Source organism: Gracilibacillus halophilus YIM-C55.5 (assembly GCF_000359605.1).
In the GTDB taxonomy this organism is placed as follows: Bacteria; Bacillota; Bacilli; order Bacillales; family Amphibacillaceae; genus Gracilibacillus; species Gracilibacillus halophilus.
Genome location: NZ_APML01000019.1, coordinates 198,908 through 214,865 on the forward strand (window position 1 = coordinate 198,908; position 15,958 = coordinate 214,865).

Annotated in this window: 17 protein-coding genes and 1 other annotated feature; all 17 genes read right to left on the reverse strand. The window is 37.6% G+C overall.

What is annotated here, in order from left to right:
* Positions 1 to 88 precede the first annotated feature (88 nt).
* A complete protein-coding gene (gene cccA, locus J416_RS05475; RefSeq protein ID WP_003466525.1) occupies positions 89 to 442 on the reverse strand; it encodes a cytochrome c550 in 354 nt (117 codons plus the stop codon).
* A gap of 149 nt (positions 443 to 591) precedes the next feature.
* Positions 592 to 1,122, reverse strand: coding sequence for a hypothetical protein (locus J416_RS15055; protein WP_003466527.1), 531 nt, complete (start codon positions 1,120 to 1,122; stop codon positions 592 to 594).
* A 134-nt stretch (positions 1,123 to 1,256) separates the two neighbouring features.
* The gene (rpoD, locus tag J416_RS05485; protein WP_003466529.1) at positions 1,257 to 2,372 is read right to left on the reverse strand and encodes an RNA polymerase sigma factor RpoD; all 1,116 of its coding nucleotides are present in this window, start codon (positions 2,370 to 2,372) and stop codon (positions 1,257 to 1,259) included.
* Positions 2,373 to 2,393: 21 nt separating this feature from the next.
* Positions 2,394 to 4,199 carry a DNA primase gene (gene dnaG / locus J416_RS05490; RefSeq protein ID WP_003466530.1) on the reverse strand — a complete coding sequence of 602 codons (1,806 nt, stop codon included), beginning with the start codon at positions 4,197 to 4,199 and terminating at the stop codon, positions 2,394 to 2,396.
* A 320-nt stretch (positions 4,200 to 4,519) separates the two neighbouring features.
* The gene (locus J416_RS05495) at positions 4,520 to 5,359 is read right to left on the reverse strand and encodes a pyruvate, water dikinase regulatory protein (RefSeq protein ID WP_003466531.1); all 840 of its coding nucleotides are present in this window, start codon (positions 5,357 to 5,359) and stop codon (positions 4,520 to 4,522) included.
* Positions 5,360 to 5,380: 21 nt separating this feature from the next.
* The gene (gene glyS, locus J416_RS05500; protein ID WP_003466532.1) at positions 5,381 to 7,477 is read right to left on the reverse strand and encodes a glycine--tRNA ligase subunit beta; all 2,097 of its coding nucleotides are present in this window, start codon (positions 7,475 to 7,477) and stop codon (positions 5,381 to 5,383) included.
* Positions 7,464 to 8,357 carry a glycine--tRNA ligase subunit alpha gene (gene glyQ / locus J416_RS05505; protein WP_003466533.1) on the reverse strand — a complete coding sequence of 298 codons (894 nt, stop codon included), beginning with the start codon at positions 8,355 to 8,357 and terminating at the stop codon, positions 7,464 to 7,466. Before glyQ ends, glyS begins: the two co-directional genes overlap by 14 nt.
* Positions 8,358 to 8,549: 192 nt before the next feature.
* Positions 8,550 to 8,727: a binding site (T-box leader), on the reverse strand.
* A 48-nt stretch (positions 8,728 to 8,775) separates the two neighbouring features.
* Positions 8,776 to 9,531 carry a DNA repair protein RecO gene (gene recO, locus J416_RS05510; RefSeq protein WP_003466534.1) on the reverse strand — a complete coding sequence of 252 codons (756 nt, stop codon included), beginning with the start codon at positions 9,529 to 9,531 and terminating at the stop codon, positions 8,776 to 8,778.
* A gap of 25 nt (positions 9,532 to 9,556) precedes the next feature.
* Positions 9,557 to 9,697: a YqzL family protein gene (locus J416_RS15355; protein WP_003466535.1), complete on the reverse strand. Its 141-nt coding sequence runs from the start codon at positions 9,695 to 9,697 to the stop codon at positions 9,557 to 9,559.
* A 137-nt stretch (positions 9,698 to 9,834) separates the two neighbouring features.
* Positions 9,835 to 10,740: a GTPase Era gene (gene era / locus J416_RS05515; RefSeq protein ID WP_003466537.1), complete on the reverse strand. Its 906-nt coding sequence runs from the start codon at positions 10,738 to 10,740 to the stop codon at positions 9,835 to 9,837.
* A 112-nt stretch (positions 10,741 to 10,852) separates the two neighbouring features.
* Positions 10,853 to 11,221 carry a diacylglycerol kinase family protein gene (locus J416_RS05520; protein ID WP_003466539.1) on the reverse strand — a complete coding sequence of 123 codons (369 nt, stop codon included), beginning with the start codon at positions 11,219 to 11,221 and terminating at the stop codon, positions 10,853 to 10,855.
* Positions 11,199 to 11,663, reverse strand: coding sequence for an rRNA maturation RNase YbeY (ybeY, locus tag J416_RS05525; RefSeq protein WP_003466541.1), 465 nt, complete (start codon positions 11,661 to 11,663; stop codon positions 11,199 to 11,201). The genes J416_RS05520 and ybeY overlap by 23 nt, the downstream gene beginning before the upstream one ends.
* A gap of 170 nt (positions 11,664 to 11,833) precedes the next feature.
* Positions 11,834 to 12,793 carry a PhoH family protein gene (locus tag J416_RS05530; RefSeq protein WP_003466543.1) on the reverse strand — a complete coding sequence of 320 codons (960 nt, stop codon included), beginning with the start codon at positions 12,791 to 12,793 and terminating at the stop codon, positions 11,834 to 11,836.
* Positions 12,794 to 12,795: 2 nt separating this feature from the next.
* Positions 12,796 to 14,004, reverse strand: coding sequence for a sporulation protein YqfD (gene yqfD / locus J416_RS05535; protein WP_003466544.1), 1,209 nt, complete (start codon positions 14,002 to 14,004; stop codon positions 12,796 to 12,798).
* Between the two features lie 17 nt (positions 14,005 to 14,021).
* Positions 14,022 to 14,312 carry a sporulation protein YqfC gene (gene yqfC / locus J416_RS05540; protein WP_003466546.1) on the reverse strand — a complete coding sequence of 97 codons (291 nt, stop codon included), beginning with the start codon at positions 14,310 to 14,312 and terminating at the stop codon, positions 14,022 to 14,024.
* A gap of 122 nt (positions 14,313 to 14,434) precedes the next feature.
* Positions 14,435 to 14,908, reverse strand: coding sequence for a hypothetical protein (locus J416_RS05545; RefSeq protein ID WP_003466548.1), 474 nt, complete (start codon positions 14,906 to 14,908; stop codon positions 14,435 to 14,437).
* Positions 14,909 to 14,946: 38 nt separating this feature from the next.
* Positions 14,947 to 15,948: a flotillin-like protein FloA gene (gene floA, locus J416_RS05550; protein WP_003466550.1), complete on the reverse strand. Its 1,002-nt coding sequence runs from the start codon at positions 15,946 to 15,948 to the stop codon at positions 14,947 to 14,949.
* Between the last annotated feature and the right edge of the window lie 10 nt (positions 15,949 to 15,958).

Here is a 15,958-nt window from a genome sequence, read left to right on the forward strand (position 1 = left end):
TTGTTATAAAAAAGCATTAACTTGTATTAATTCATTACTCTCCTATGTGAAAAAGCCTTCTGCGAAAAACAGAAAGCTTTTGTTAATCTTATTTCTTTTCAGCTAGCCACTTAGATAACACTTCAGCTTCTCCATCTGAAACAAGGCCACCAGGCATTTGTGTACCTTGAATACCATTCATAATAATATCGTAAATTTCTTCCTGGCTATATTTGCTACCTACATCTTGTAAACTAGGGCCAGTGCCACCTTCTAAATCACCGCCGTGGCAACCAATACAGTTTTGGGCAATAGCTTCTGGATCTTGTTCGACTGTTTCTTCTTCACCACCTTCAGCGTTTTGCGCTTGTTGATGATTTAATCCATATTGTGATAAAACAATCATCGCAACAATTCCAATAACAGCGATCATAGCAAAAGGTATAATTGGATTTTTCTTCATTCGAGCTTCCTCCTTGTCGTCATGCATAAACTATGATTTCCCATTCGATTTTACTTATGTATTTAGAGTAAAGACCACCTTTATTTTACTGTAAATTAACGTGTAAGAAAAGGGGAACGACTTTAAAATTCACAAAATTGATATAATCTTTATTGAATATAGTGAAATCCAACCATAATACACACGATGATTAAGTAAAAAATTCCATTTACTTGCAAATCTACATGTCCCTTTGTTTTTCCATAGATGATCCAAGTTATACTATTTAGCATTAACCAGGAAAATGTCACCCAAGTCACTCCGATAAATTGCTGCAACAATATCGACGTCGTAAACAAAAATAACGTTAAGAAGACCGTGATAGCAACAAAATCATGGAGACGTTCGTCCCTACGAAACCAATACACCATGAAAAAGGCGATTCCTAGAATAATGATAGTTATAAATATTTCTAAGAAAAAGTTTTCCAATAAAAACAACGAAAAAGGGAATATTAACAATAATGCGTCTACAAAATAAAACAATAAAAAAAATGGTGTCTTACCTTTTTTCGACTTTTGTGTTTGATTTCCTTCCGTATATAATGCAAGTAAAAAATCACAGTACTGTGCAGGTAACAATTGATGTGATTTCCAATACTTTATTTCTTCAATGATTAATTCCTTCCGCTCTTCGTCCATATCGTTCATCCTTCTATTTTGCATTTATTATTTATATCGGCAACGAATGAAGTTGAATAAAGGAAAACAAAAGAAAAGGTGCAAAAACATTGCACCTCAAATTTTCATATATTCATGATAAATCATTAAAACATTTATTCTAAGAAATCTTTCAATCGTTTACTACGACTTGGATGACGTAATTTCCGCAATGCTTTGGCTTCTATTTGACGAATTCGTTCACGTGTAACACCGAATACTTTACCAACTTCTTCTAAAGTCCGCGTACGACCATCATCCAATCCAAAACGCAAGCGAAGGACATTTTCTTCTCGATCCGTTAATGTATCTAATACATCTTCTAGTTGTTCTTTTAACAATTCATATGCCGCATGATCAGAAGGAGAAGTCGCCTCTTGATCCTCGATAAAGTCACCTAAGTGTGAATCATCTTCTTCACCAATTGGTGTTTCTAATGATACAGGCTCTTGTGCGATTTTAAGAATTTCTCTTACTTTATCTGGGGATAAATCCATATCTTCAGCAATTTCTTCAGGTGTCGGTTCACGACCTAGGTCTTGCAACAATTGCCGTTGCACACGAATTAGCTTATTAATGGTCTCCACCATATGCACTGGAATACGGATGGTACGTGCTTGATCGGCAATGGCACGAGTAATTGCTTGGCGGATCCACCAAGTGGCATACGTACTAAATTTAAACCCTTTACGGAAATCAAACTTTTCCACCGCTTTGATTAACCCCATATTACCTTCTTGAATCAGATCAAGAAATAGCATTCCACGACCAACATAACGCTTCGCAATACTAACAACTAAACGTAAGTTGGCTTCAGACAAACGTTTCTTCGCATATTCATCGCCTTCTTCGATTTTTTTGGCCAAGTCAATTTCTTCAGAAGCAGAGAGTAAGTCAACACGTCCGATTTCCTTCAGATACATTCGGACAGGGTCATTTATTTTAATACCTAACGGCACGCTCAAATCATTTAAATCAAATTCTTCTTCTTTGGATAGTTGTTGCATGGTCGGATCTTCCTCTGTGTCCCCAATCACTTCTATCCCTTGATCACTAAGGTACTCATAGAATTCATCCATTTGTTCAGATTCTAATTCAAAACTGGACAAACGCTCGGCTACTTCTTCATATGCTAGAACACCACGTTTCTTTCCTAGTTCCAATAATTGTTCTTTTGCTTGGTCTAATGTAAGTTCTGTTTCCTTTGAACTTGATGAATTGTTATTTGTCATGAGTGCCCCTCCTTCCAAAGACTAAATCAAATTTTTCAATTGCTTCTTAATCTGTATAATTTCCATCGCAATTTGTGCTGCTTTTAATGGATCAGATTTTTCAATTTGTTTTTGCTCTTTTTCCAATTGCTTAATTTTTGCGTGATCCGTCTGTTCAGCCAAAATGATACGGATATAATCATCTAATTCCCTATTTGTGATTTCCCAATCATTCTCGACCATCGATAATTCAACTACGATTTGCTGAATATCTGCATCATCAATGTACGTTAGAAAATGGCTCGGATCTGGCTCGTTGCCTTCTTCATAATAACCATATAAGTAAGTAACGATAATTTGATGGGCTTCGATATTAAATCTTGACCCAATTTCTTCCTTCACTTTCTCAGCAATCATTTCATCTTGTAGCATATAAGCAATCAATTGTCTTTCTGCATTATGGAAGGCCTTTCGTTCAGGTAGCTTCCAGTTCGATCCATGATTAGTATGACCAAAGTTTGTGCGCTTATCAGTCATCTGCTGATTACTTTGAATTCGAGCATTCAATTCTTGCTTCAGAATATCGAGTGACAACGAAAATTCTTCAGCTAATTCTCGAATAAAATGATCTCTCTCAATTGGACGCTCCAATTGCGCTATTTCGTCTATTACACTTTCCACATAACGAATCCGATCTCCTTCTTGTTGAAGGTTAAAATCTTTCTTATAATAACGCATAAGGAACGTCATATCCGATTCACTATGATGAATCACATTCGATACAAAGGCATTCTCTCCATATGATTGTATATAGCTATCTGGATCATACTCATGTGGCATAGCGCCGACTTTCACCGTACATCCAGTTTTTTTTAATAATTTCAACGCTTTATATGTCGCCTCTTGTCCAGCATCATCACCGTCATAACATAGTAAAACAGTATCCACGTACCTTCTTAACATTTTTGCATGCGTTTCTGTTAAAGAGGTACCAAGTGAAGCAATTCCGTTTTTTACATTGGCTTGATATGCTGCCATTACATCAAGTGAACCTTCAAATAAAATCGCTTCATTTTTTCGACGAATTTCACTTCTCGCTAAATCGAAATTGTAAAGCAACTTACTCTTTTGAAATAAAGAAGAATCAGAGCTATTTAAATACTTCGGCTCTTGCCCATCAATGGCGCGACCGACAAATCCAACCGTTTTACCAATATGATTTCGAATGGGAAATATTGCTCGCCCGCGAAAACGGTCATAATAATGTTCTTGGTCGTTTGTTGTTAATAGGCCAGCTTTCACCATCGTTTGTCGGTGAAAACCTTTTTTCTCAAGAAATTGGACGACAAAATCTCTGGAATTTGGCGAATACCCGATCTGAAACTGATCAATCGTTTCATCTGTGAAACCTCGTTGGTGCAAATATGCTAACGCTTGTTTGCCATCTTGTGAATGCCTAAGCAAATGATGATAAAGTTTTGTTAACCATTGATGAGCTTCTAAGATGGCCTGATCTTCAGATGAATGGTTTGACGATGTATCTTGAAAATCTTGTGGTATAGGTTTTCCGGCTTTTTCTGCTAAATAAGCCATCGTTTGTTGAAACGTAAACCCTTCGATTTCCATCATAAAGGTGATCGCATTCCCACCTTTTCCACAACCAAAGCAATGAAAAATCTGTTTGTCTTGATTGACGGAAAAAGATGGTGTATTTTCTGAATGAAAGGGACATAGACCAAAGAAGTTTCGGCCTTGTTTTTTTAGTTGCACATATTCTCCCACAATATCTACAATGTCATTCGATTGACGTATGGCTTCCACTTCCTGATTTGCTACACGTTCTGTCAATCTTATCACCAAATTTCTAATACTTCAGTCTTCAAACATCATCTTTTATACACAGAAGTACAAAATAAACATTTCGTTCTATTTATATCGTACCTCTTTATGTTTTCATTTAAACCTCAAGGCCTATCCATGCATAAACAATTAAATCAAAAACTGTCGAAAAGTCTTTTTCGACATACTTAAATAATTCTACAAATATATGCAAAATCCTTCTTTTCTTTTTAAGAATTCACTTATTTTATGAAAATATACATCGCATACAGTATTTTTCGCAAATATTAATTATAATATAAAAAAATTTTCTTTCCAACCAATTTGCATTATAAATTTTCTTTTTCCTGATCGATACTCCAGTATGGCTGGTTTACCATGTTCAAGATAATATTTGCCGTTTCTTCAACTGCTTTATGAGATACGTCGATCACAGGACAATTCAATTGTTCCATTACTTTGTCGAAATGTGCCAACTCATCGTAGATTCGATCTATATTTGCATAACTGGCGCGATTGTCTAATCCTAATGTTTTTAAGCGTTCCTTACGAATGCCATTTAATTTTTCTGGGCTGATCCGTAAACCGATACATTTTTGACTAGGAATGTGAAACAAATCTTTCGGCGCATCGATCTCAGGCGCAATCGGTACATTGGCCACTTTGTATTGTTTATGCGCTAAATATTGAGATAATGGTGTCTTCGAAGTACGTGAAACACCAATTAATACAATGTCAGCTTGCGTTACTCCTCTTGGATCTCTTCCATCATCAAATCGGACGGCAAATTCAATTGCTTCAATCCGTCGAAAATAATCTTCATCTAATTGGTGAATCAAGCCTGGTTGTTGTTTCGGTTGTTTACGAAAAGTTCGTTGCATCGTTTCCAACATGGGGCCCATAATATCGACACATTCCACTTCTTTCTCTTGGGCTTCCTTGATAAGAAAATGACGCAACTCAGGGTTAACGAGTGTAAATCCAACAAATGCACCGGTCTGTTTTGCGTGGTAAATGGTTCCACGCAAAACCTCAGTGTTTTCAACATATGGAATGCGATATAATTCATACGCATGCTCTTCCATAAACTGGCTTAAACCGGCTTTAACAACTAACTCCGCTGTCTCACCAACTGAATCAGACACGACGTAGACAATTCTTTTATCCATTGCTGCCTGTTTCCTCCTGCCTTAAGCGCCTTGATGCTGCTTCCATTGAATTAATGAAAGATCTGCAAATTGTTTAATAGTATCAGCAATTGCTTTTAATAAAGCCAAACGATTTGAGCGGAGTTTTTCATCTTCCGTCATCACCATCGTATGATCAAATAGCGCATGAATTGGTTCTGTTAATACAGATAAAGTATCAAGTGCCTGACTAGCATCACCATTCGTTAGTGCGTCTTGATAGTCAGGTAACACTTTTTGATACGTTGCATATAATTGCTCTTCTTGATTATTTTCAAATAATGTAGGGTTTACTTCATCTTCTTCATTTGCTTTTGCCGCTAAGTTAATCACACGTACAAACGCTTCTTGATTTTCTTTAAACCAAACATCATATCGTTTATTAGATAAAAGTTTTGCTTTTTCCATCATAAATGAAAACTGTGTCAACGGTTGGACGAGTACCGCATCGATAATATCAGATTCAATTTTTGCTTCTTTCATAATATATGCGGTTCGTTGCTTGAAAAATGTATCCAATTGGTCAAATACTTTCGTTTCACTTGATGCGTCTAATTTTCGCTGCTTGAAGATAGATTGTACATTTTCGATTAATTCACTAATATTTAATGGCCATTGGTTGTGATTTAAAATTTCTAACGTACCAATCGCTTGACGTCGCAATGCATAAGGATCTTGTGAACCACTTGGAATAATTCCAACTGAAAAACAGCCAACAATTGTATCTAATTTATCTGCCATGCTAATAACACTACCGACGACCGATGTTGGTAATTTGGCATTCGCATGTTTTGGCATATAATGTTCTTCAATGGCCTGTGCAACGGTTTCGTCTTCACCAAAAATTAGCGCATACTTTCGCCCCATAATTCCTTGAAGCTCAGAGAATTCATCAACCATATTCGTCACGAGGTCAAATTTACAAATTTCTGCGGCGCGTTGAATTTGTTGTTTCTCTTTATCGGAAAGTTGCAGTTGATCTGCAATGATTTGGGCAATTTCTCGAATACGATTCACTTTGTCTGCAATGGTTCCCAACTGTTCCTGAAACACCATACGATCCAATTGTTTCGTGTAGGCTTCAATGGCATGCTTTTGATCTTCTTCATAGAAAAATTGCGAATCTTGCAACCTTGCGCGCAACACTTTTTCGTTCCCTTTAGCGACATTATCAATATACTCATCGGTACCGTTACGCACAGAGACAAAGTATGGTAACAACTCACCTTCGCTATTTTCTACCGGGAAATAACGTTGGTGTTCTTTCATAGAAGTAATTAAAACTTCCTTTGGAATATGCAAGAAGCTCGAATCAAATGTGCCATAAAACACCGTTGGGTACTCGAGTAAATGCGTCACTTCTGTTAATAACTTTTCATCAATCGTTATCGTCCAATCTTGATTGTGAGCTAACTGTTGAATACCTGTACGAATCATTTCTTTTCTCTTTTCTGCATCTGCAATGACGAACTGCTCGTTAAGCAAACGTTCATATTGAAGCGGGTCGGTGACTGTAACAACATCTCCAAGAAAACGATGGCCATACGTGACATTGCTCGTTTTTACCCCAGCAATTTCAAATGGGATCACTTGTTGATCTTGCAAGCCAAGCATCCATTTAATTGGGCGAATAAACGTTAACGTCTGATCAGACCAACGCATGCTTTTTGGAAAGTGCAAACTTGTGATAATTTCACGAAATTCAGGGAGTAATGCTTCTGCTTTTTGCCCTTCGATGAATTTTTCAACATATACATACCTTGTCCCTTTCACTTCTTTAAAGTATATATCGTCAGTTGATTTTCCTTGTCCTTTGGAAAAACCAATGGCAGCCTTCGTCCATTCACCATCTTCGCTCACTGCAATTTGTTCGCTTGGACCTTTCGCCTCTTCGACTTGATCGTCTTGTTTGTTCTGTAATCCTTTGATTAATACAGCAATTCTTCGAGGCGTAATAAATGTTTGTACGGTTTCATAAGACAAACGTATATCGTTTAGCCAGTTGATGGTTTTCTCTTTGATTTGGCGTTCTGTGTCATCCATGAAGCGAGCGGGCATTTCTTCCAATCCTATTTCAAATAACACATTAGTTGTTTTCATGACCTACTTTATCCCCCTTTAACATCGGAAATCCTAATTGTTCACGTTGTTCGACATATAATTTTGCTATCTCGCGAGCTAACTGACGAACTCTACCAATATAGCTTGTACGCTCAGTTACGGATATTACACCTTTTGCATCAAGTAAATTAAATGTATGTGAACATTTCAATACATAGTCATAGGCAGGAAACACAAGACCTTTCTCCATCGCACGATTCGCTTCTGCTTCATACGTCGTAAATAGGTTGAATAACATATCTGTATCCGATTCTTGAAACGTGTACGTAGAATGTTCATATTCCGGTTGATAAAAGATATCTCCTACGGTTACATCATTTGTCCAATTCAATTCAAACACATTTTCCTTATCTTGAATATAAGAAGCTAGCCTTTCAATCCCATAAGTAATTTCGACTGATACTGGATTGGCTTCTAAACCACCAATTTGTTGGAAGTATGTGAACTGGGTGATTTCCATTCCATCAAGCCATACTTCCCATCCTAAACCGGCTGCACCTAGGGTTGGATTTTCCCAGTTATCCTCAACAAAACGAATGTCATGTGCCAAAGGATCAATCCCTAATTTTTGTAGCGACTCAAGATAAAGTTCTTGTATATCGTCAGGCGAAGGTTTCATGATGACCTGGAATTGGTGGTGCTGATATAAACGGTTTGGATTTTGGCCGTAACGTCCATCCGCTGGTCTTCTTGACGGCTCAACGTAAGCGACATTCCAAGGCTCTGGCCCCAAGCTTCGGAGCAAAGTCATTGGTGACATCGTTCCGGCACCTTTTTCAACATCATATGCTTGCATTAAAATACATTCTTGATCAGACCAATGGTTCTGCAATGTCAAAATCATTTCTTGAATATTCATCGTTCACCCTCCATCTATCTATTCATGTTTCTAAATAAATTGCTGTTCATTCATACACTTGTGCAGATGTCGCAGTTGCGTGCGAGGTGTAATCATTTGCCGAATAGCGAATCATCTATAAAACAACAAAAATTAGTAAAAAGGCAAACACAAAAACCCGTCCCTATGCCTTAACGCGTGATTGTGTTAAAGCATAGGGACGGGTTATCCGCGGTTCCACCCTATTTGCTATTCAGTCATCGTACAAAGAATAGCCACTTTTATTGATCTGCTCCAGAGCGCCTTCCTCATTTCGTCTTACTCAGCTTCCACCGTCCCGAGCTCGCTTAAAAGATATGAAATCAGTACTACTCTCTTTCAATGCAGTGAACACTATTTTATTTACATTATTAAATCATACGTAAAAAATAATACCTTGTCAATCATTTAAAGTGGAAAGTGAGTCGAGTTGTTTCAAAAATCGCTTCGTCTTCATATAATACCCGCCATAATACTCATAGTACCGATCCATTATTGCTTGTAGTTTATGTTTGTTTTCTTCTTTAATAGAAATATCACCAATTTGATCCATCTCTACATAATCGAAAACTTCCAAGAGTTTCAGTAATTTTTCATGAAGTGGCGTAAAATGAGGGTCCATTGATTGACAACGCCGACACAATACACCGCCTTCTGCAATCGAAAAACCAGCGAATTGCTCTCTCTTTCCACAGTGAACACATTGATGGATAACTGGTGCAAAGCCAGCCTCCTTATACATTTTCCATTCATAGATCATCGCTAAAACCTGAGCATCAGCCTCTTGATCAATCCTTTGAACCGTATGTAATAATTGGTGATAGATCTTCGGATTGAATTGCTTATCATCGATTAATTTATCCGTCAGTTCTGCTAAATAACTAACAAAGGCTGTTTTAAAGATATCTTCCCGAATCGAACGAAAAGAGGAAATCACTTCACCTTGTTGTAGTGTCGCTAAATTAGATCCTAACTGAATTAAATAACTACCATGAATAAATGGCTGCGTTATAGCAGCCATTCGACTTTTTGTTTTCTTAGCACCCTTCGCAATCGCTCCTACCTTTCCTGCATTTGCGGTTAGTAATGTAACGATTTTGTGCGTTTCCCCATAATCATGTGTTTTTAAAATGAAGCCATCCATTTTTTCAAACACGAGCTTCACCAATCCCTTTCTTTATTTATGAACGAGTGTCCTCTAAAATTGTATCATCTGGCTCATAAGTATCATCTTTCTCTATCTCACCTTCTATTTCTTTCATCCACAAATACGCTTCAATATTTCCCGTTTGACTAAAGATTTTCCACGGTACATCGATCACAATAAACCTCACCTTTCTGTTGGGTAATCTTTCATTGTGTTCATTTATAGATTGAGCGGATTCACAAAGATCATGAATTATAATATTTACCATGTGGACTGAAATACTGATAAATCAAACTTTCCTTCTTGTGGTAATTAATATTCATCTTGACGATAGCCGAATTCTTGTAACTGGTTTGGTTTATTTCGCCAATTTTCTTGTACTTTCACCCAAAGCTCTAAGTATACTTTGTTTCCCAGTAAACGTTCAATATCCTGCCTTGCCAGCATACCGACTTGTTTTAACATCTTTCCTTGTTTTCCAATAATGATACCTTTTTGTGATTTACGTTCTACCATGATGGTCGCTTGCACCAAAAGCTTCTGATCATCATCTCTTTCATCAATTTGATCGATCACAACAGCAATGGAATGCGGAATTTCTTCTCTCGTCAGCTCTAAGACCTTTTCACGAATAAATTCACTAATGATAAACCGTTCAGGGTGATCAGTCACGTGATCTTCTGGATAATACTGTGGTCCCTCAGGCAAATATTCAGAGAAAATGTCCATCAACCGATTTACATTGTTTCCTTCCAAAGCTGAGATCGGAACAATTTCCTCAAACGGGTACTTGTCCTTATATTGCTGAATCAGGGGTAGTAATTCATCGGGATGCACCAAATCAATTTTATTAATGACTAAAAAAACGGGCTTATTCACATTTTGCATTTTATCCATGATAAATTGGTCGCCACGTCCATACCCTTCATCAGCGTTAATCATAAATAAAATCGCATCTACTTCATTTAAAGCGTTTTCAGTCATTTTTACCATAAAATCTCCGAGTTTGTGCTTCGGCTTATGCATACCAGGCGTATCGATAAAGATGACTTGTTGATGAGCGTCTGTATACACGCCTTGTATTTTGTTTCGTGTGGTTTGTGATTTGTCACTCATAATGGCAATTTTTTGACCGATCACATAGTTCATAAATGTAGATTTCCCTACATTGGGCCTGCCTACTATGGCTATAAATCCTGATTTATATGATTGTTCCATGTCTAGATCCTCCGCTATCTTGTTGCATATTTCCATGCACCCTTTGTTACTATCATACTATACTTTCTCAATCATTTCATATATTCGACAAAACTAGTGATAACCATACAAGTTAAAACCATTTTGGTAAAAATATGAAACAGGCAATACATACAGAAGCAATGGTGACGACAAAGACAGCTGCTGCTGCTAAGTCTTTGGCTTGACCAATTTCTTTGCTCCATTCCGGTGATAAATAATCCAACGCTGTTTCAATCGCTGTATTGACTAATTCAAAGGCAATAACAGAGCTGATGGTTAAAGACAAAAGCACCCATTCAATTACTGATAAAGAGGACAGTAAACCAGCAATAATCACTACACTTGCGACAAAGATATGAATTTTTACATTGCGTTCCGTAGCAAGCGCTAGCTTTAATCCATCAAAGGCAAAACGAAATGCTCGTAACATCGTATGCTTACCGCGGTAAACCGAAGCCATCGAGAATCTCCTTCTGTCGTGACACCATTTTTTGTTCGTCATCCTCCTCGATATGATCATAACCAAGCAAATGCAAGAAACCATGCAGTGCTAGAAAACCAATTTCTCTTTCAAATGAATGTTTATAATCATTCGCTTGTTCTCTCGTCTTGTCGACTGATATCACAATATCACCAAGAATTAACGGTAAGTCATGACCAGTAATTGCGACTTCTCCATCAACTTCATCTTCTAGTGCAAAGGATAACACATCAGTTGGTTTATCGAGTTGACGATAATTTCGATTGAGAATTTGAATTTCATGATTATCTACAAACGACACTGATAATTCCGTATTCGTGGGTAAATTCTCTTGGTTGGCTGCATATGTTAACAACCGTTCGATCAAATCAACATATTCTTCGGTTACGATATTTGTTTCATCATGGAAATCAATGTGCATTCTATTTTGCCTCCTTCATTTTTGCTGATTCACCTTTATGATCAGGGTGCAACGGTGAAATAATCGTTATGTTTACTTTATCATTTTTTCAACGACTTTAAAATAAATCATGCGTTTTGTAGACATCTGAAAGAGAACTTGGTTATAGTTACCAAGTTCTCTTTCTGGGATTAATTTGATGTATCATATGCTTCAATCACTTTTTGTACTATGGGGTGTCGTACTACATCGGATTGGGTTAAATATGTAATCTGTATTCCTTTAATACCCGCTAGCTTATCTTTTGCTTCTACCAAGCCAGATTGCACGCCTTTCGGCAAATCCACTTGAGTAATATCCCCAGTGATTACCATTTTTGAACCGAACCCTAATCGCGTTAAAAACATCCTCATTTGAGCACTAGTTGTATTTTGCGCTTCATCTAAAATGACAAATGCATCATCTAATGTACGACCACGCATGTATGCTAGTGGTGCAATCTCAATCGTTCCTCTTTCAATCAATCGCATCGTATGCTCTGTACCTAATATGTCATGTAAGGCATCATATAACGGACGTAAATAAGGATCGACCTTTTCTTTAAGATCACCAGGTAAGAAACCAAGGCTCTCACCAGCTTCAACAGCAGGTCTCGTTAGAATAATGCGTTTCACCGATCCATTTTTTAAAGCGCTGATCGCCATGACAACAGCGATAAACGTTTTTCCCGTTCCAGCAGGTCCAATGCCAAATACTAAATCATTTTGTTTCATCGCTTGCAAATAGCTACGTTGACCTAAAGTTTTCACCCGTATCGGATGACCCTTTGCATTTTTCGTAATTTCATCTTCAAATAATGCTTCAAATTGATCGATTTTTCCCTTTTGGGCTAAATCAACAGCATAAATGACGTCTCGTTCACTTATCGTAATTCCTTTACGAATGATCGATAATAAACCATTTAACACATCTTGAACAATGGCAATATCTGTATTACCACCTGACACACTCACCTGTTCTCCACGAGATACAATCGTTACAGGAAGTTGCTCTTCTAATTGTTTTAAATGACGATCCTCGGTGCCAAATAAGCTTAATGCTTCATTTGGGCTTTCTAATTGTAAATCCATTCGTTTTAACTCTTCGGTCATAATCAATCTCCTTGAGAAATGGGTTGTCTTTTTACAATGTCTTCTTCTACCGTGTAGTATAGCGTTATTTTCACTTTACCATTCTCTTCTTTTTCGTGCAAAATTTTTTCATCAATAATTTCACCATCGACTCCAATTTCTTGACGCAATTTCCTTCTGGACTGTTGTAAAGCCAATGTCTTTGCTGTTTTACTGGTTCGATCCACTTCTATTTTTTCTTTTTGGTAAACTGTCTGCTTGACGAAAGAAAAAGGTAATTTCCATTTTAAAAAGTAAAAGGAGCGTTCTTCCACTTCTATTTGATAATCATGATAATCTGGATTTCTAAAATTCCATATTGGAAAGAGCTTGTTTGATGCATGAACATAATATTTATTCTCCGAATCTCCTGTTAATACACCGTAAGAATCACGTAGAGGTATAGCGACTTCACTTCGGTACCAAACCTTCGCAATGACTTCCCCTTCTGCTGCTACAGGAGGATTATCAGAATCTTTCTCTTCCATTTCTTCTTCTTCACCAAGGATTCCTGATATTAACCGTTCATTCACATGTACAGTATCATTTTGTTTGACTAATGGTTGTCCTTTTTCAACATATAAATCGACAACTACTCCTTCTTTTTCGGCTACTAAATGACTCGCAGGGGTGTTTTCTGACTCTTCCACGATTGTTTTTTCAACACCTTCTAAATGATAAGACACCCCTGTTTTTGAAATACCGACCCACAACAATTCGGGGATATCCTCTAGTAGTTTTCGCTGCAACACACCAGGTGACTCAAGGCTCCATTGGAAATTACCTTCATAAACACCATAGGATTCGAGTTGTTTTGTTACTTTCCGCTCTAGGTCTTCATTTAATCCTTCGATTTCTATTTTCCAAACAATATTTGAAAGTATAAAAATAAACAGAACCGCCAGTATAGATCCAATCATCAAGGGTTTTTGACGCAAAGTTGCTTTTACTAAAAAAGGGAATCCTTGTCCCTTTTGGAGACGAATTTTGTATATTGTTTCTCGTTTTAACCTTCGTATCTGAGATAAATCACTGACGTAAATCGTACCTTGGCAAGTTGTTTGATTCTGTCTGCGAACATTCCATACTTGGATGCCTTTTCTTACACAAAAGTCAAAAAAACGTTCTGGAAAGTCCCCTTTTACTTGGATTGTACAAGATCCCTTGAACCAATTTTGCCGCTTGTAAAACACTTCGACTCCCCCTTGGTTTACCGTTCTTTATCTGAATGAAAGGTAACTTCGTTAATCGTTCCTTCTAATAGTATTTCTTGTTCTATCATCATTTTTAAAACAAAGCGTTCACCTTTAATACGAACAAAACCACCATATACTTTTACGCGTAACTCTTGATCTTGGAAGACTAATAATCCATGATGATTTTCGATATATGCATGGATCGATCCAACCATGGTTATTCTCGGTAATTCGAGTGTTACTTCGGAAGGTAGATCAAATGTTTGTTGTAGCATACTCCCTATTCTTTGCTTGAGTTTGCTCATGATGACAGCCTCCCCTCAAATACATTGTATGATCATCAAAAAAAATCAGAACCTTGTAAATGTTCCCACGAAATGAAAAAAAGCTGCCTAAGGCGCAATGCCTCAAACAGCTTTTTTGTTTATTATTTATTTCGATGGGGCAATCGTTTTTGATGGGCTCTTGGCGGACCTAATACTTCAGCCATAATGATCCCTTGAGTGATACCTTTTTTCGTAAGGTTTTGCTGAATTGATAAGGAAGTAGAGAGACTCTCGTCTTTCTTATATGCAACAGGCGTTCCTTCCTCTAAAATAGCATCATGAGAACTCGATTGTGCTTGTATCTCTTTAGATTGTTCATACTTTTCTTTTAGTCGTTCGGCTTGTGCTTGTCTTTGCTCTTCATAGCTAGACTGAAATACGGGTTCATCTGTTGTTTCCGATGTCCTTACATCCGCAAGTTCTGGTTCTGTCTCTATCGTTTCATATGATGGTGACGATGACGTTTGTTTAGGGCGGACAGGTTTTTCTTCTTGTTCATCAGCATTTTTCATCAAACTCAAGAGCCACGCACCAATTGTCAGAATCGGTATAATAATTCCTAGTAGCTCATCCATTTGCCCCCTCCTTTCTTTCGTAAAAGAACCATATGCAATTAGTTGTTATCTTGATCATCATTTTCCTCATTATTATCGGTTAATTTACCAATTGAATCACGCATATCTGTATCAGCGTCAATATTCTTGTAATTCATGTAATCCATCACACCCATATGTCCAGAACGTAATGCTGCTGCCAGTGCTTGTGGAACTTCTGCTTCAGCTTCCACCACTTTCGCGCGCATTTCTTGTACTTTCGCCATCATTTCTTGTTCTTGAGCGACTGCCATCGCACGACGTTCTTCTGCTTTAGCTTGAGCAATATTTTTATCTGCTTCTGCTTGATCTGTCTGCAAGATCGCACCGATGTTCTTACCTACGTCAACATCAGCAATATCAATAGATAATATTTCAAAAGCGGTTCCTGCATCCAAGCCTCGATTAAGCACATTATGCGAGATCGAATCAGGGTCTTCCAACACTTCCGTATGTGCTTGTGAACTACCAATTGTACTAACGACTCCCTCACCGACACGAGCGATCACTGTATCTTCGCCAGCACCACCTACGAGTCGATCAATGTTAGCGCGAACAGTGATTCTAGCTTTTGCTTTTACTTCAATACCATCCATAGCAATACCCGCAATAAATGGAGTTTCAATAACTTTTGGATTTACACTCATTTGTACAGCTTCTAATACATCACGACCTGCTAAATCAATCGCAGCACATCGTTCAAAACTCAACTCAATATTAGCCCGTTGTGCAGCAATTAACGCATTGACGACTCGGTCTACGTTACCACCTGCTAAGTAATGACTTTCCAACTGATTTGTTGTCACACCTAAACCAGCTTTATGTGCTTTAATTAACGGGTTAATGACACGAGACGGGACAACTCGTCTTAAACGCATCCCTACAAGTGTAAAAATACTGACTTTCACCCCGGCTGCTAATGCACTAATCCATAGCATGACTGGAATAAAGGTAAATAATATAATCACTGCAATAACAATTAATGCAACACCAATAATTGGTACTAACTGTCCGTAATCCATGTTCATATCC